This is a genomic window from Pseudomonas sp. GW821-FHT10C09 (assembly GCF_059415465.1).
The window spans coordinates 177,804-195,720 of record NZ_JBWKNG010000012.1 but is presented as its reverse complement, the minus strand read 5'-3'; the positions used below and the strand labels follow the sequence as shown (position 1 = coordinate 195,720).

Annotated in this window: 5 protein-coding genes; 3 read left to right on the top strand and 2 right to left on the bottom strand. The window is 62.4% G+C overall.

Annotated elements, in window-relative coordinates; all coding sequences use genetic code 11:
- Positions 1 to 95: 95 nt before the first annotated feature.
- The 3 genes from AC07N8_RS14730 to AC07N8_RS14720 all read left to right on the top strand — a co-directional run bounded on the left by AC07N8_RS14730 (position 96) and on the right by AC07N8_RS14720 (position 13,273).
- Positions 96 to 362 carry a phosphopantetheine-binding protein gene (locus AC07N8_RS14730; RefSeq protein ID WP_483843507.1) on the top strand — a complete coding sequence of 89 codons (267 nt, stop codon included), beginning with the start codon at positions 96 to 98 and terminating at the stop codon, positions 360 to 362.
- A complete protein-coding gene (locus AC07N8_RS14725; protein WP_493144276.1) occupies positions 362 to 12,124 on the top strand; it encodes an amino acid adenylation domain-containing protein in 11,763 nt (3,920 codons plus the stop codon). The genes AC07N8_RS14730 and AC07N8_RS14725 overlap by 1 nt, the downstream gene beginning before the upstream one ends.
- Positions 12,125 to 12,316: 192 nt before the next feature.
- Entirely contained in the window at positions 12,317 to 13,273 is a 957-nt protein-coding gene (locus AC07N8_RS14720) for an alpha/beta hydrolase (protein WP_493144274.1), read from the top strand.
- A gap of 250 nt (positions 13,274 to 13,523) precedes the next feature.
- On the opposite strand, the gene AC07N8_RS14715 is transcribed toward AC07N8_RS14720, so the two are convergent.
- Both AC07N8_RS14715 and AC07N8_RS14710 read right to left on the bottom strand, forming a co-directional pair.
- A complete protein-coding gene (locus AC07N8_RS14715; protein WP_493144272.1) occupies positions 13,524 to 15,986 on the bottom strand; it encodes a TonB-dependent siderophore receptor in 2,463 nt (820 codons plus the stop codon).
- Between the two features lie 154 nt (positions 15,987 to 16,140).
- The gene (locus AC07N8_RS14710; RefSeq protein ID WP_483843482.1) at positions 16,141 to 17,790 is read right to left on the bottom strand and encodes a cyclic peptide export ABC transporter; all 1,650 of its coding nucleotides are present in this window, start codon (positions 17,788 to 17,790) and stop codon (positions 16,141 to 16,143) included.
- Between the last annotated feature and the right edge of the window lie 127 nt (positions 17,791 to 17,917).

The window sequence follows — 17,917 nt, the reverse complement described above, 5'->3', positions numbered from 1 at the left end:
GCAACGGCAAGCTCGACCGCAAGGCCTTGCCAGTACCGGATGCCGAGGACTGGCAACGCCCGTTCGAAGCTCCCGAAGGCGAACTCGAACAGCAACTGTCGGCGATCTGGGCCGAGGTGCTGGGCGTGGCTCAGATCGGTCGTCGCGACAACTTCTTTGAACTGGGTGGGCACTCGCTGCTCGCCGCCCAGGCCAGTGCCCGCGTGGAACTGGAACTGGGCATCGAGCTGCCGCTGCGCGCGCTGTTCGAATCCACCGACCTGCAGGCTTATGCCGCCATGGCCGGGCAACACGCCCCGGCTGACAACGATGCACGTCTTGATGCGCTTGAGTCGCTTCTCGACGAGATGGAGATCAACTGATGGAACACACCACTGCCCAGCGTATCGCCAGCCGTTTCGCCGGCCTGCCCGCCGACAAGCGCCGCGAGTTTCTGAGCCGCATGCAGGAGCAGGGCGTGAGCTTCGGCCAACTGCCGATCCCGCCGGCTGCCGAGCCGCAAACCCGCTTCGAACTGTCGTACGCGCAGCAACGCCAATGGTTCCTCTGGCAACTCGACCCGCAGAGTTCTGCGTACAACATTCCGGCGGCGTTGCGTTTGCACGGGCCGCTGAATGTCGCGGCGTTGCAGCAGAGTTTTGACGTGTTGCTGGAGCGGCATCAAAGCCTGCGCAGCCGTTTTGTCGAGGATGACGGTCAAGTCGTTCAGACACTGGCCGGGTTCACATCGCTGGCGATCGAACACATCGATCTGCGCGGCGAACCTCAGGAAAATCGCCTCGATCTCGCATTGAAAAACGTCGAGTTGGAAATCGCCCGCCCATTCGATCTGCAGCACGGGCCGCTGTTGCGGGTCAGCCTGTTGCAACTGGATGCCGAAGACCACGTGCTGTTGCTGACTCTGCACCACATCGTCACCGATGGCTGGTCGATGGGCGTGTTGGTGGAGGAATTCTCCCGTCTCTACGCCGCGCATTGCCAAGGGCAAGATGCAGCACTGGAACCGCTGCCGATCCAGTATTGCGATTACGCCCTGTGGCAACGCCGCTGGATGGAAGCGGGGGAACTGGAGCGCCAGCTCAACTGGTGGCGCGACACGCTGGGCAGCGAACAACCGCTGCTGGAATTGCCGACCGATCGCCCACGCCCGGCGCAACCGAGCCAGCGCGGTGCGCGCCTGGATTTCGCCCTCGATGCAACCTTGGCCAGCGGCCTGATGACCTTTGCCAAACAGCGCGGGGTTACGCCGTTCATGCTGTTGCTGGCGAGCTTCCAGGCCTTGCTCTATCGCTACAGCGGTCAGTCCGACCTGCGCGTTGGCGTGCCGATTGCCAACCGTAATCGTGCGGAAACCCGTGGCCTGATCGGCTTCTTCGTCAACACCCAGGTAATGCGCGCCGAACTGGACGGACGCCTGCCGTTCAGCCAATTGCTCGACCAGACCCGCGCCGCTTCGCTGGATGCCCAGGATTATCAGGACTTGCCGTTCGAGCGTCTGGTGCAGGCGCTGCAAGGTGAACGCAGCCTCAGCCACAGCCCGCTGTTCCAGGTGATGTTCAACCACCAGCAAGCCAAACCGGCAGCGGTCAGCGGCTTGCTCGCCGGCCTGCGGGTCGAAGCACTGAACGCCACGGCGCACACCACGCAGTTCGACCTGCAATTGGACACGCAGGAGGAGGGCGACCAACTGTTCGCCAGCCTGACCTATGCCACCGATCTGTTCGACGCCGAGCGCATCGAGCATTTGGCCCGCCATTGGCGCAACCTGTTGGCCGGTGTGCTGGCGAACCCGCAATGCCCACTCGCCGAGTTGCCTCTGCTGGCTGCCGACGAGCGCCTGCGTATTCTGGATGACCTCAACGACACCGCTCAGGCTTATCCGGGCGAAGTCTGCGTACAGCGCCATTTCGAAGAGTGTGTGGCTGAAAACGGCGCGGCGACGGCGCTGGTGTTCCAGGGCCAGACCCTGAGTTACGCCGAGCTGAACCTGCGCGCCAACCGCCTGGCCCATCACCTGCGCGCTCAGGGTGTCGGCCCGGAAGTGATCGTCGGGATTGCCTGCGAGCGTTCGTTTGAAATGGTCGTCGGTCTGTTGGCGATTCTCAAGGCCGGTGGTGCCTATGTGCCGCTGGACCCGGAATACCCGCTGGATCGCCTGAGCTACATGATCGAAGACAGCGGCATTTCGTTGCTGTTGACTCAGGAACATCTGCTGGCGCAATTGCCGACACCCGATAATGTGCGGACTTTGTGCCTGCGCGCCGAGGCCGACTGGTTGAGCGATCTGCCGGGCTCGGAATTACCCAACCTGGCTCTGGCCGAAAACCTCGCCTACGTGATCTACACCTCCGGTTCTACCGGCAAACCCAAAGGCGCGGGCAACCGTCATGTGGCGCTGCATAACCGTCTGGAGTGGATGCAAGAGGCCTACAACCTGTTGCCGACCGACCGTGTGTTGCAAAAAACACCGTTCAGCTTCGACGTGTCAGTGTGGGAGTTTTTCTGGCCGCTGATGAAAGGCGCCACGCTGGTGATCGCCGCGCCGGGCGAACATCGCGATCCGCAACGCCTCGCCGCGTTGATCGTCGAGCAGGCGATCACCACGCTGCACTTTGTGCCGTCGATGCTTTCCGCGTTCCTCGGCGCCGACGAATCACTCGCCTGCACCTCGCTGACACGGATCATTTGCAGCGGTGAAGCGCTGCCGATGGAACTGCAACGCCAGACCCTGCGTAGCCTGCCGCAAGCCAATCTCTACAACCTCTATGGCCCGACCGAAGCGGCCATCGACGTGACCCACTGGACCTGCGTGGAAGAGGGGCGCGACAGTGTGCCGATCGGCCGTCCTATCGCCAACTTGCGCACCTGCATCCTAGACAGTGAACTGCAACCGTTGCCGTTGGGCGCGGTGGGCGAGTTGTACCTCGGCGGCGTCGGCCTGGCGCGCGGTTATCACCGTCGCGGCGCGCTGACCGCCGAGCGATTTGTGGTCGATCCGTTCGGCAGCGGCGAGCGCCTGTACCGCACCGGTGACCTGGCGCGTTATCGCGCCGACGGCGCCATCGATTACTGCGGGCGCATCGACCACCAAGTGAAGATTCGCGGTTTGCGCATCGAACTGGGCGAAATCGAAGCGCGCCTGCAAGAGCATGCCGACGTGCAGGAAGCCGTGGTGCTGGCCCTCGACGGCCCGAGTGGCAAGCAATTGGTCGCGTACCTCGTGCCGCAGGATCGCGCACTGCTGGAGGCCAGTTCCGAGCAACAAGGCGCGTGGCGCGAAACCCTGAAAAGCCATTTGCTCGCCAGCCTGCCGGATTACATGGTGCCGGCGCAGACGGTGCTGATCGAACAAATGCCCCTGAGCCCCAACGGCAAGCTCGACCGCAAACGGCTGCCAGCACCCACCGCGCACGTCAGCCAACGCGCCTTCGAAGCGCCGCGCAGCGAACACGAACAGGTGCTGGCGCAGATCTGGCAGGACGTGTTGGGCGTGGAGCAGGTCGGGCGTCAGGACAACTTCTTCGAATTGGGTGGCGACTCGATCATTTCGATTCAAGTGGTCAGCCGTGCGCGTCGTGCCGGCCTGAGCCTGCAACCGCGTGACCTGTTCCAGCAGCAGACCTTGCAAGCGCTGGCCGCTGTGGTTAAAGAACAGGCCGCACCGCTGGCGCAACAAGGGCCGGTGGACGGGGGGCAAACACTCACGCCGATCCAGCGCTGGTTCTTCGACGAACCCATCCCGCAACGCGCGCACTGGAACCAGGCCGTGCTGTTGGTACCGCGTGAAACCCTCGAATTGCCGCGCCTGCAAGCGGCGCTGCAACGTCTGCTCAAACAGCACGACGCACTGCGTTTGCGCTTCAGTCAGGTCGACGGCCAATGGTCGGCGCGTTATGTCGGGGCCGACAGTGCCGATGTGATCGACATGCTCTGGACCGCTCGCGTGGCCAGCGATGCGTCGCTCGAATCGGTGTGCGAAGAAGCGCAACGCAGCCTCAGTTTGCAAGACGGTCCATTGCTGCGCGTGGCGTTGATCGCCCAGGCCGACGGTTCGCAGCGGTTGCTGCTGGTGATCCACCACTTGGCGGTGGACGGTGTGTCCTGGCGGGTGTTGCTGGAAGATTTGCAGGCAGCCTACCTTGGGCAAGACCTGCCGCCGAAGACCAGCGCTTTCCAGGCCTGGGCCGAGAAACTCGACGCCTATGCACGCTCCGAAGCCGCCACTGGCGAACTGGCCTGGTGGCAGGCGCAGCTCAGCGTCGCCAATGATTGGTTGCCGGCGGCCAATGCCCACGCCAGTCAGGCCGGGCATCTGCGCCAGGGCGTCAGCATCGGTCTGGACCGCGAACAAACTCGCCAACTGCTGCAACAGGCGCCGGCGATCTACCGCACGCAAGTCAACGACCTGTTGCTGACTGCACTGGCCCGCACCCTCAGCCGCTGGACCGGTAACGAATCGGCGCTGATTCAGCTCGAAGGCCATGGCCGCGAAGAGCTGTTCGACGACATCGACCTGACCCGCACCGTCGGCTGGTTCTCCAGCCTGTTCCCGGTGCGCCTGACGCCGACTGCCGACCTGGCGGGTTCGATCAAGGCCATCAAGCAACAGCTACGCGAGATCCCCGGCAAAGGCATGGGCTACGGCCTGTTGCGTTACATGGGCGATGCGTCGACCCAAGCGGCATTGGCCGCGTTGCCGCAAGCGCGGGTGACGTTCAACTACCTTGGCCAGTTTGACCAGAGCTTCGCCGAGGACGCGCTGTTCACCCCGGCTCGCGAATCCAGCGGTGCCGCGCAATCGGCCGACGCACCGTTGCCGAACTGGCTGTCGGTGGACGGTCAGGTCTATGGCGGCGAACTGAAACTCGACTGGACCTTCAGCCGCGAATGCTTCGATCAGCGTGAAATCGAAGCCCTGGCGGCAGATTTCCGTGATCAATTGCTGGCACTGATCGCCCATTGCCTGAGCGATGGCGCGGGCGGCGTGACCCCGGCGGACTTCCCGCTGGCGCGTCTCACTCAGGCACAACTCGATGGCTTGCCGGTACCGCCGGCGCAGATCGAGGACGTGTATCCGCTGTCGCCGATGCAGGCCGGTTTGTTGTTCCACAGTTTGTATGAGGCGGAGTCTGGCGCGTACGTGAACCAGCTCAGCGTCGAAGCCCGAGGTCTGGATGCCGAACGACTGGGCTGCGCGTGGCAAGCGGTGCTCGACACCCATCCGATCCTGCGCAGCAGTTTCCACTTCCCGGAGGGTTTCGAAGCGCCGGTGCAGTTGGTCCATCGTCATCTGCAATTGCCGCTGAACCGCCTCGACTGGCGCGGCCGCAGCGATCAGGCCGAAGCGCTGGCTTTACTGATCGACAGTGAACGCCTGCAACTCGACCCAACCCGGGCACCGCTGATGCGCTTGACCCTGGTGCGACTCGACGATGATCGCCAGCAACTGATCTACACCCACCATCACCTGTTGCTGGATGGCTGGAGCAATTCGCTGCTGCTGAGCGAAGTCTTGCAGCGCTATGCCGGGCAGGAAGTGCAGGCGCCAACCGGTCGTTTTGCCGATTACATCGGCTGGCTGCAACGTCAGGACGCACAGGCAGATGAACTGTTCTGGCGCGAGCAACTGGCCCACCTCGACAACCCGACACTGTTGGCGCAGAGCCTGGCCCATGGCGGCGGTAAACACCTGTCGACGGCAGGGTTCGGCGACCATCGCCAGACGTTCGATGTTGCCACCAGCCAACGCTTCAGCGAGTTCGCCCGTCAGCAGAAAGTCACGCTCAACACCTTGGTGCAAGGCGCGTGGGCGCTGCTGTTGCAACGCTACAGCGGCCAGCGCAGCGTGGCGTTCGGCGCCACCGTGGCGGGGCGGCCGGTGGATTTGCCGGGGGCCGAAAGCCAGCTCGGGTTGTTCATCAACACCTTGCCGGTGATCAGCACGCCGGATGCGCTTGAAAGCGTCGGCCAGTGGCTGAGCCGCTTGCAGGCGCAGAACCTGGAATTGCGTGAGCATGAGTTCACCGCATTGGGCGACATTCAGCGCTGGGCTGGACGTGCCGGCGAGCCATTGTTCGACAGCCTGCTGGTGTTCGAAAACTTCCCGGTGGCCGAAGCGCTGCAACAGGGCGCGCCGGCCGGGTTGAGCTTCTCGATCCCGCAGAACCATGAACGCACCAACTTCCCGCTGACGCTGGCGGCCACCGCCGAAAGCCAGCTCAGCCTGAACTGGAGCTATCAGTGCGCTCATTTCAGCGCCGCGGCGATTGCCCGCATGAGCGAGCATCTGGCTGCGCTGCTGGCGGCGATGGTCGCCGCGCCTCAGTCAGCATTGAGTGAACTGGACCTGCTGACCGCGCCGGAACGTGCTCAACAATTGGTCGAGTGGAATCCTGCGTTCACCGCCACGGCAAATCCGCTGTGTGTGCATCAATTGATCGAGGCCCAGGCGGTTATTCGCCCGGACGCCACCGCACTGATCTTCAATGACCTGGAGCTGAGCTTCGACCAACTCAACCGTCGCGCCAACCAATTGGCCCATCGCTTGCGCGCACTGGGCATCGGCCCGGAAGTGCGGGTCGGCCTGGCGATGCAGCGTTCGCCGGAAATGATCATCGGCCTGTTGGCGATCCTCAAGGCCGGCGGCGCCTACGTGCCATTGGACCCTGCGTACCCGGCCGAACGCCTGCGCTACCTGATGGAAGACAGCGGCATTGCGCTGCTGATCAGCCAGTCGTGGCTGCGGGAAAAACTGCCGTTGCCGCAAGGTCTGGCGGTGCTGGAGGTCGACCGCGAACCGCTGGAATCGACGGCTGAGACCAACCTGGTCAACCTGACCTGTGGCGAAAACCTCGCCTATCTGATTTACACCTCGGGCTCCACCGGGCGGCCGAAAGGCGTTAGCGTGGCCCACGGTCCGCTGGCCATGCATTGTCTGTCCATCGGCGAGTTGTACGGCATGACCCCGGACGACCGCGAGCTGCAATTTGCTTCGATCAGCTTCGACGGCGCCCACGAACGCTGGCTGACGCCGCTGGTGTTCGGTTCGGCGGTGATGCCCCGTGACGATGAGTTGTGGAGTGTCGAGCGCACCTGCGCCGAGATCGAAAAACACGGCATCACCATCGCCTGTTTCACCCCGACCTATCTGGGTCAGATCGCCGAATTCATGGGCGAAGCGGGGCGTGATCTGCCGATCCGTTCGTACACCCCGTGCGGTGAAGGCATGGCCAAACATGCCTTCGACGAAGTGCAGCAGGTACTGCAACCGAAACGCCTGATCAACGGCTACGGCCCGACCGAAACGGTGATCACGCCGCTGATCTGGCTGGCGTACCCGGATACCGAATTCGACTCGGCGTTCATGCCGATTGGCCGGCCGGTGGGTAATCGCAGCGCCTATATTCTGGACGGCGGTCTGCAGCCGTTGCCGGTCGGCGTCGCGGGCGAGTTGTACCTGGGCGGCGAGGGCGTCGCCCGGGGTTACCATCAGCGTCCCGATTTGACGGCTGAACGCTTCGTGCCGGACCCGTTCGTACCGGGCGCACGTTTGTACCGCAGCGGCGACCTTGCGCGGTTCCGTGCCGATGGCGTCGTTGAATACCTTGGCCGGATCGACCAGCAGGTGAAGATTCGCGGGTTCCGTATCGAACTCGGCGAAATCGAAGCCTGCCTGCTTGAACATGAAGGTGTGCGTGAAGCCTTCGTGATCGACCGCGAAGGTCCGGTCAGCCGCCAATTGGTCGGTTACGTGGTGCCGCGCGATCCGCTCGCCGATGAGCAGGAGCTGCGTGAAGCGCTGACGGCGCACCTGCGCAGCCGCTTGCCGGCGCACATGCTGCCAGCGCATTTGATGTGCCTGGCGGCGTTGCCGCTGACACCGAACGGTAAGCTTGACCGACAGGGGCTGCCGGCGCCTGAGGCCACTCGACAGAATCAGGATCAGGTGGCTGCCGCGTCGCCGGCCGAAGCACTGCTGGTGGACATCTGGCAGGAACTGCTGGGGCTGGAATCGGTGGGCGTCACCGAAAACTTCTTCGAACTGGGCGGGGATTCGATCATCTCGTTGCAAGCGGTGAGCCGTGCCGGGCAGCGCGGGTTGGTGTTCAGTCCGAAGCAACTGTTCGAGCAGCAGACCATTCGTGCGTTGGCCGCCGTGGCCGGCAGCCGTGAAGCAACATTGATCGAAGCGCCGAAAGTCGAAGCTTTTTCGCTGGTGCCGCACATCGACGTTGCCGCCCGTGAAGGACTGCAAGACTTGTATCCGCTGTCGCCGATGCAGCAAGGCATGTTGTTCCATTGCCTCGATTCACCGGAGCTCAACCCGTACGTCAACCAGTTGAGCGTGGCGGTGGACGGTTTGCAGGTGCCGCGTTTCCGCGCGGCGTGGCAGACCCTGGTCGAGCGTCACGAAGTGCTGCGTGCGGCGTTCCGCTGGCGCGATGGCCTGGCCGATCCGCTGCAAGCGGTGTTCGCCGACGTCGAGTTGCCCATCGAAGAACTCGACTGGCGTGAGCGCCGCGACACTGAGCAGGCGTTGCAGGAACTGGCCGCCGCGGAACAGGCCAAGGGTTTCGACCTGAGCTGCCCGCCGCTGATGCGTTTCATCCTGGTGCGCCTCGGTGATGACCGTTACCAGATGATCTGGATTTACCACCACTTGCTGCTCGACGGCTGGAGCGCCTCGCGACTGCTGGGTGACATGCTGCGCCTGTATCACAACGACACGTTGCCGACCCTGACCGGTCGCTACGCCGATTACATCGCCTGGCTGCAACGTCAGGACGGGGCGCAGGCCGAGGGCTTCTGGCGCGAACGCCTGGCATTGCTCGAAGAACCGACCATTCTGGCCAAGGCGTCGGGTGCCGCAGGCTCCGGCCACGGCGTGATGTACAGCAACCTCGACAGCGAGGCGACGCGCAAACTGCACACCTTCGCCAAGCGTCAACGCGTGACGCTGAACACGCTGGTGCAAGGCGCGTGGTTGTTGCTGTTGCAGCGCCACAGCGGCCAGCGCAGCGTCGCGTTCGGCGCCACGGTGGCCGGGCGTCCAACCGGTTTGGCCGGGGCGCAAGACATGCTCGGCCTGTTCATCAACACCTTGCCGGTGATCCAGACGCTTGATCCGCAACAGCCGTTGGGCGAGTGGTTGCGTGACTTGCAGGACTACAACCTGATGGTCCGCGACTACGAACACACACCGTTGTCGGACATTCAGCGCTGGGCCGGGCAGGGTGGTCAGGGCTTGTTCGACAGCATCATCGTGTTCGAAAACCATCCGGTGGACCGTGCGTTGCGCGGGGGTGAGGAAGGTGAGCTGCGTTTTGCCGAGGTCGGCAGCGGTGGCGTGACCAACTTCCCGATGGACTTGATGGTCAGTGCCAACGAAGAAGGCCTGGAAGTCGAGTATTTGTTCCTGCAAGACCGCTTCAGTGAGATGGAAGTGCAGCGGATTCGTGCGCAGCTCGAAGGGTTGCTGCGTGCATTGCCGGAGGATGCGACGTGTCTGCTCGGCGATATTGGCCTGCCTGAGTCGCGTATCAGCCTGCCGCAAGCGTCGGCCGACAGCGCCGATGTGCTGCACGCGTTCAATCAGCATGTACAGACGCAGCCGCAGAAAATCGCCTTGATCTGTGAGGATCGGCACCTTAGCTATGCCGAGCTTGAGGCGCAGGCCAATGGGCTGGCGCAGCAATTGATCGATCGGGGCATCGGCGCGGAAAGTCTGGTGGCGGTAGCGTTGCCGCGGTCCGAACGCACCATCGTGGCGTTCCTCGCGGTGCTGAAAGCGGGGGCGGCTTACCTGCCTTTGGACCTGGCGTACCCGGCCGAACGACTGGCTTATATGTTGAGCGATTCGGCCGCCAGTCTGTTGCTCTGCGACAGTGATCTGGGCGAAAGGCTGCCGTTGGCGGATAGCCCGCCACGCCTGCTGCTTGATCAGCTGCGCGTTGCCGACAACGTGGTGTGCCCGGTTTCCAATCCGTTGCCGGGGCATCTGGCGTACCTGATCTACACCTCCGGCTCCACCGGCCAACCGAAAGGCGTGGCCGTGGAACGCGGGCCGATTGCCCGGCATTGCCGCGGCATCATCGAGCTCTACGAACTGGCGCCGCGCAGCCGTGAATTGCACTTCATGTCGTTCGCTTTCGACGGCGCTCAGGAGCGTTGGCTGAGTGTGCTGTTGGCCGGCGGCAGTCTGGTGATTCGCGAGGACAGTTTGTGGACCCCGGAGCAGACCCTGGAAGTGCTGCATCGTCATGCCGTCACCGTCGCCTGCTTCCCGCCGGCGTACCTGCAACAAATGGCCGAAGTCGCCGAACGTCTGGGCAATCCGCCAGCGGTCGAGGTGTATTGCTTTGGCGGTGATGCGGTGCCGGACGCCAGTTTCGAACAGGTCAAACGCGCCTTGCGTCCGCAGCGTCTGGTCAATGGCTATGGCCCGACCGAAACCGTGGTCACGCCGCTGTTGTGGCGTGCCGAGGCCAGCGAAACCTGTGACGCGGCGTATGCGCCGATTGGTCGGGGCGTGGCCGGGCGTGGCTTGTACGTGCTGGATGTCGACCTCAATCCGTTGCCGGTCGGCGTCAGCGGTGAGCTGTACCTGGGCGGCGAATGCCTGGCGCGGGGTTACCACCAGCGTCCGGGCATGAGTGCCGAGCGTTTCATCCCCGATCCGTTCGAGGCCGGTGGCCGCATGTACCGCACCGGCGACTTGGTGCGCCAGCGTGAGTGCGGGTTGATCGACTACCTGGGACGGCTCGACCAGCAAGTGAAGATCCGTGGTTTCCGGATCGAACCGGGCGAGATCGAAGCGCGTCTGCGTGAGTGCGCGGGCGTGCAGGATGCCGCTGTGGTGGTCCACGACACGCCGACCGGCAAACAATTGGTCGGTTATGTGGTGGCGGCCGGCGCAGTCGGTCTGGATCGTCGCTTGAAGTCCGAACTGCAAGCGCAACTGCCGGATTACATGGTGCCGGCGCGGATCATGGTGCTGGAACGCTTCCCGCTGTCGGCCAACGGCAAGCTTGATCGTCGCGCACTGCCAACGCCGGAATGGGCGCTTGGCGGCTATCGCGCACCGCGTAACGCACTGGAAACGGCGCTGACCGCGATCTGGCAAGAGGTGCTTGGCGTGCCGCAAGTAGGCATTGACGATAACTTCTTCGAACTCGGTGGTGACTCGTTGCAGGTGCTCAAAGTCATTTCGCGGGTGCGCAGCCAGCCGCAATTGGGCTTCGAATTGAAGCTGAGGGATCTGATGCAGAAACCGTGCATCGCCGAACTCAGTGGCTATCAGGTGGCTGAACCAGCGTCCGCACCGGACCCCTTGCTGGCGCTGAATGCGCGAATCCCCAACGTGCCGGCGTTGTTTTGCCTGCACGCCGGTTTCGGCACGGTGTTCGACTACGAACCGCTGGCGCGGCGTCTGGAAGGACGGCGCACGGTGTACGGCGTGCAATGTCGCATGTTGCTTGATCCGCAATGGCAGGACGAATCGCTGCTGGCCATGGCGCAAGCCTATGCGCAGCGGATTCGCGGTCAGCAGGCCAAGGGCCCGTATTACCTGTTGGGCTGGTCGTTGGGCGGCGCGTTGACGCAACTGGTCGCTCACGAACTGGAATCCCAGGGTGAAACGGTGGCGTTTGCCGGGCTGGTCGACAGCTACGTGGCGGGCACCGCGGAAGCGGGGGACTGGCGCGAGGATCTGGGCGACTTCCTGAAGTTTGTGCTCGGGTTGCCGGCCGATGAGGCGCAGGCATTGATCGCGCGCAAAGCCGCTGATTTGAACGAGCGCGAGGGTTCCATCGCAGTGATCGAGGCGGCCTTGCACGGTTCCAATGAGCAAGCGGCATTGGGCGCAGGGGAACTGACGCAGATTTTTGCGACGGGTTCACGCCTCAAGCAACTGGCGTTGGCGCATCGGCAACTGCCGGTGATTCAAGCTTCGGCGCACCGCTGGTGGGTGGCCGAGCGTGATGACGAACGCCGGGTGTTCGAGGCGCAGGTCGGCAGCCATGGCGCAGATCGCCTGTTGGCCGGCGGGCATTACGAACTGCTGCGCGGTGATGAGTTGCTGGATGATCTGGAAGACTTGCTGGGGCGGCGTTTGGCCATTGCCTAAAGGATCGATGAACACCCTGTGGCGAGGGAGCTTGCTCCCGCTGGACTGCGCAGCAGTCCCCCTCTTTTTGGGCTGAGGAGGGGGCCGCTTCGCGACCCAGCGGGAGCAAGCTCCCTCGCCACAGGGGATCGCTGGTTTTCAATTTTGTGTAGTGCCCGATTATTGACCTCTTTGTGTAAAAGGATTCATCCCATGGCCGTATTGCCAGAACTTGAAGCATTTCTCGAACTCGCCGAGTTCGGCCGGATGACCGGCAAAAGCCGCGCGATGCATGAGCAATCGCCGCAACAGGCGCGGATCGATTTTGAAGCGTCGTCGGGGTTTCTCGATGTGCCGCTGGACACCGTGGTCTGTGAGAATTTCATCATTCCTGCCCGCGACGGTCATAGCCTGTCGGCGCGCTTGTATCGCGACGGGCAAACGGTCCAGGGCTTGCAGCCGGTGGTGTTGTATTTCCATGGCGGCGGCTATGTGGTTGGCAGTCTCGATTCCCACGATGCGTTGTGTCGGCGCCTGGCCTCGCAGGGTGGTTTTGCGTTGCTGACCGTGGATTATCGACTGGCACCGGAGTGGCGCTTCCCGACACCCGTGCAGGATGCCTGCGACGCCGGCAACTGGCTGGTACGTGAAGGCGCGTCACGAGGGCTGGACGCCAATCGGGTGGCATTGGTCGGTGACAGCGTGGGCGCGACATTGGCCACGGTGTTGTCGATCATGGCGGTGCGCGAGCCTGAGGAACTGGCGTTGAAACCCAAGGCGCAGGTGTTGCTGTACCCAGTGACGGATGCAACGACGAAACGCGCCTCGCATCGGGATTTCGCCGAGGGCTATTTGCTGGAAACGCCAACGCTGGACTGGTTTTACGCGCATTACGGGCGCACGCCGCAGGACCTCACAGACTGGCGCTGCTCGCCGTTGCTGGCGGCGGATTTATCCGGCGTGGCACCGGCGCTGGTGTACCTGGCCGGGCATGATCCGTTGCATGACGAAGGGCTGGCCTATGCCGAACTGTTGAGTGCGGCGGGTAATGAGGTGACGTTGCTGGAGCAACCGGGCATGACCCATGACTTTATGCGCATGGCGGGGTTGTTGGGGGAGGTTGAAGGGATTCACGCGGAAGTGGCGGGGTGGGTGCGTTCCCGGGTGTGAGATGAACTGAAAAAAACCGCCATTCCTGGATCAGGGGTGGCGGTTTTTTTGTGTCTGGCCTGGGGGGCTTTTGGTGAATCCACTATCGCCTTCGCGAGCAGGCTCGCTCCCACATGGATCTTGAGAACACCGCAGATCTCCAGTGGGAGCGAGCCTGCTCGCGAAGGCGGCCTGACATCCAACACAAATCGCTCAGACAAAAAAATACCCGCATCTCGCGACACGGGCATTTTTCATTTCAGCTCACCCCTCAGAAATCATACTTGGCCGTGAGCTGCAGGTTGCGCGGCTCGCCGTAGAACGTCGTACCGAAGTTGCCCAGGCCAGACATGTACTTCTTGTCGAAGACGTTGTTGGCGTTGGCGGTGAAGCTCAGGTGGTCGTCGTACTGGTAACGGGTCATCAGGTCCACAAGGGTGTAGCCGCCTTGCTTGAGCAGGGTACTGCCGGCAGTCGGGCTGGAGCTCTGGCCGTAGAACGCGCTCTGCCAGCTGATGCCACCACCGACGGTGAACTGGTCCAGCGCGCCCGGCAGGCGGTAGGTGGTGAAGGTGCGCACGACGTGTTCCGGTTTGCTGGAGGCCAGCGGGAAACCGTAGATACGTTGCTCGTCCTTGTCGCGGGTGCGGGCGTAGGTGTAGCCGGCCGACAGGTTCCAGCCCTCGGCCAGTTCGCCGGCCAGTTCCATTTCCACACCTTTGGTGGTGGCGCCGGAGATGGCTTCATAGACGTCTCGACCGGTGCCTACGTCGGTGGTGACGTACTGGGCAACGTTGTCCTGATTGATCTGGAACAAGGCAAAGGTGGCGTTCAGCTTGCCTTCGAAGTAAGCCGCTTTCAGGCCCGTCTCGTAGCTGTCGCCCTCAACCGGGTCAAGGGTCGAACCGCTTGCGTCCAGGTAGATTTGTGGCTGGTAGATCTTGGTGTAGCTGGCATACACCGAGTACGTATCGTTCAGGTCATAGACCACACCGGCGTACGGGGTGACAACGCCATGTTCCTTGTAGCTGGCATGGGTGTCGGTCAGGGCTGCCCCCGGATAGTACGAGTAATCTTCGTTGTACTTGAAGGTGCTCAAACGGCCGCCGAGGATGAACGACAGGTCGTCGGTCGGACGCAGGCGCGTGGCCATGTAGATACCGTTCTGGCTTTGGGTGCGTTCGTACTTGCCGTTCTTCGGGAATTCCTGTTTCGGCAGGTGACCGTTCCAGTCGAAGATGCTGCCCGGCACCAGTTCGAAAGCGCTGGTGTCGTAGGTCGCACCGGTCTGGCGCGAGTGGGCGGCCATGAAACCGGCGACCAGTTCATGCTCGCGACCCCCCAGCGAGAACGGACCGGAAATGTTCACGTCACCTGAGTTCTGCACGCGATGACCTTCCCAGCGCCCCCAGTACAGGAAGTTGCCTTCGCCCGTGACAGGGTCTGCCGAGCCACCGCTGGCCGAGGCCAGTTGGGTGTCGTGATCGGTGGTTTTCTGGTCGAAGCTGGCCTTGAATTTCCAGCCATTGGCCAGCGCTTGTTCAAGCGAGGCGAAGTACGTCGTGCTGTCGAAATCGCGGCGGCTCCAGTCGGCACCCGGGTTGAAGCTGCGCGAGAAGTCGGTACGGCTGCCGTCGGTGAAGTACGGTGCGTTACCGGTCCAGGTGCTGCCGCGCGGAGTGACGCTGGATTTGTCGATACCAAACGTCAGCAAGGTGTCGTCCGTCAGGTCGGCTTCAAGGACGCCGTAGAAGATGTCTTTTTTCTGGCTGTAGTGGTCGATGTACGAGTCCTTGTCCTGGTAGGCGCCGACGAAGCGACCTCGTACGTTGCCGCTATCGGTCAGCGAACCGGAGATATCGCCTTCGGTGCGGTAATTGTCCCAGGAACCGGCGGTGGCGCTGACCGAGGCCTTGAATTCCTTGGTCGGTTTCTTGCGGATCAGGTTGACGGTGGCAGACGGGTCGCCCGCGCCGGTCATCAGGCCGGTAGCGCCTTTGACGACTTCGATGCGGTCGAGGCTGGCCGCGTCGTCGCCGTTGTTCGGGTTTTCACCGTACACGCCGTCGTAGGGAATGTTGACGCCGTCGTACTGGAAGTTGGTGATGGCAAAACCACGGGCGGAAAACTCGGTGCGGTCACTGTCGTACTTCTGCATCGTGACGCCGGGGGTGTTGCGCAAGGCGTCAGACACGCTCTGTACGCCGCGATCGTCCATCTGCTGACGCGTCACCACGGTGACCGATTGCGGGGTTTCACGAATGCTCAGCGGCAGCCCGGTCGCGGAGGCGGTGGCGCCGGTGGTGTACGAACCGGTGTCTTCCGTGGTCAGGCCCAGGGCCTGGCCGGAAATGGTGGTCGCGCCCAGTTGCAGGCCCGAACCGCCACCGGACACCAGGGTCACGGTGTTGCCGTTGATCTGGAACGAAATGCCGGAGCCTTGCAGCAGTGCCTTCAGGGCATCAGACGGTTCCAGCGAACCGGACACCGCACGGGACTTGATGCCGGCCACCTGATCCGGGCTGTAGAGGATCTGCAGGTTGGTCTGCATGCCGAGTTCAGTCAGCGCATTGGAAAGCGGCTGGACGGCAATATTCACTTTTACAGGTGCAGCATTGGCCATCGAGCTCCCCAGCAAGGTGGCGGTCAGCAATACGCTTGTAAACAGGGTGCGATGCAAAGTCGGGCGCTGTACGGCCAGCGCGAGAGGTGTGCGGCGTGGTTGAGGTCGCATTACTTACCTGAGCTCCTGAAAAGTGTTGTGCAAAGTTATTGTTAATAAGAATGATTATTAAGACGCGGCGTGGACGTAAAACCGGAAAGAAACCTGAGAAATAAATTTCAGAAAGATGAAATGAGCAGGTTTATTGCGAACCTGTGGCGAGGGATCAGGCAGGGGCGAGTTCGGTAACCACCCGGCCGCTTTCCATGCGCACCAGTTGATCGGCGACATCGAAATAACGGTCATCGTGGGAAATCACGATGATGGTCTTGCCCAGGCGTTTGAGGTCCGGCAGCAGCTCGGTGTAGAAGATCCGGCGGAAGGTCGGGTCTTGATCCGCCGCCCATTCATCGAACACCAGCACCGGACGTTCCTCCAGCCACGCATTGACCAGCGCCAGGCGTTTGCGCTGGCCGGTGGAGAGGTCGGTGGTGGTGAAATTGCCGTCCTTGACGCTGACCTTGTGCGCGATTTCCAGTCGTTGCAGGTATTTGTTGGCGTCTTCGGGGATGTGCGTATCGCCCTGGACCACGTCATCGAACAGGTAGTAGTCGGCGAAAATCGTGGTGAACAACTGGCGATAATCATCGCGATTCTGCGCGTCGATGGCCTCGCCGTTGACGCTGATCTCGCCCTGCTGCGGTGTGTACAGCCCCAGCAGCAACTTGATCAACGTGGTCTTGCCGCAACCGTTCTCGCCGACGATAAAGGTGATGTCGCCTTGCTTGATCGTCAGGTTGACCGGCCCGAGCTGGAACGGCGCCGCCCCTTCAACGGCCGGGAAAGCGAAACGCACATCGGCCAGTTTCAGTTCGTGCACGGCTTGTTTGACCTGGCCCTGATCGCTCAGCAGCAGATGCGGTTCAGGGGTGGAAAACTGCTCGGACAACTCAGCGATGCGGCGGAATGCGATCTGCGCACGGCTGACAATCGGCAGGGTGCTGATCAAGTGTTCCAGCGGGCCTTTCATGTACAGCAGCACCAGCACGAAACCGCTCATCACGGTTTTGTCGGCGCTCGGCCAGAAGGTTTGCAGGGCCAGGGCCAAACCGATCACCACGAAGAACAGCATCGAGCCAAAGGTCTTGGCGATCACGAACGTGTTGATCGAACGCACCTGGGTGTTGCAGATGAATTCGGCGGTGGCCTTGATGCCCGAGACAAACATGCGCTGGCGGCGCGGGCGATGAATGCGCAGTTCCTTGGCGCCTTCGGCAATCGCGTTGTAGTGTTTTTGCAGTTCGTCTTCAGCGTCGCGGGCGGCCATGAAACCCTGCACGCCTTTGCTCTGGGCGTAGGCCTGAATCGCCGTGCCGATCAGGATGGCGGCGACCATGATCAGGAACATCGGCCACGACAGGATCGCCAGGTAACCCATGCAACCGAGGGTCACGGTCACGGAAATCGCCAGGGGGGCGAAGGCGAAAGCGAAATCGCTGATGGTGTCGACGTCGTGGGTCAGCACCGGGATCAGCCGGTGGCTGCGGTAGCGCTCGATCTGTTCGATGGGCGCCGACAGGACTTTTTCGCCCAACTGTTTACGCAGTTTGGCGATGATGTGCTGGCCGACGTAGTTGGTGCCGATGTCCGAGCAGATCGAACTCAGCAGCGCCAGCAGGCACAGGCCGGCGAACAGCGCGACGACGCCTTGGGTCAGGCCGCTGTCCGAATGCAGGGCGTTGTTGATGGTCGCCAGCAAGACCGTGACGCTCAGGCCGCCGACCATGCCCAGGAAAATGGACGCAGCGACGATAAGCCGAAAGGGTTTCAACAGGGCGAACAATTCGCCGATGGCGCCACGGGGAGGCTGGGTCATGGAGGACGGTTCCTTGGGTGGAAAGGCAGATACCCAGTAGAACGTCTGATCGAAGGCTTAATTTAGCGACCATCGACTGATGGTCGTCACACATAACCCTGTGGGAGCGAGCCTGCTCGCGAAAGCG

Bases quoted from the DNA above. Each gene is read 5' to 3' on its own strand.
- AC07N8_RS14725 (WP_493144276.1), top strand. From the start codon at position 362: ATGGAACACACCACTGCCCAGCGTATCGCCAGCCGTTTCGCCGGCCTG.
- AC07N8_RS14720 (WP_493144274.1), top strand. From the start codon at position 12,317: ATGGCCGTATTGCCAGAACTTGAAGCATTTCTCGAACTCGCCGAGTTC.
- AC07N8_RS14715 (WP_493144272.1), bottom strand. From the start codon at position 15,986: ATGCGACCTCAACCACGCCGCACACCTCTCGCGCTGGCCGTACAGCGC.
- AC07N8_RS14710 (WP_483843482.1), bottom strand. From the start codon at position 17,790: ATGACCCAGCCTCCCCGTGGCGCCATCGGCGAATTGTTCGCCCTGTTG.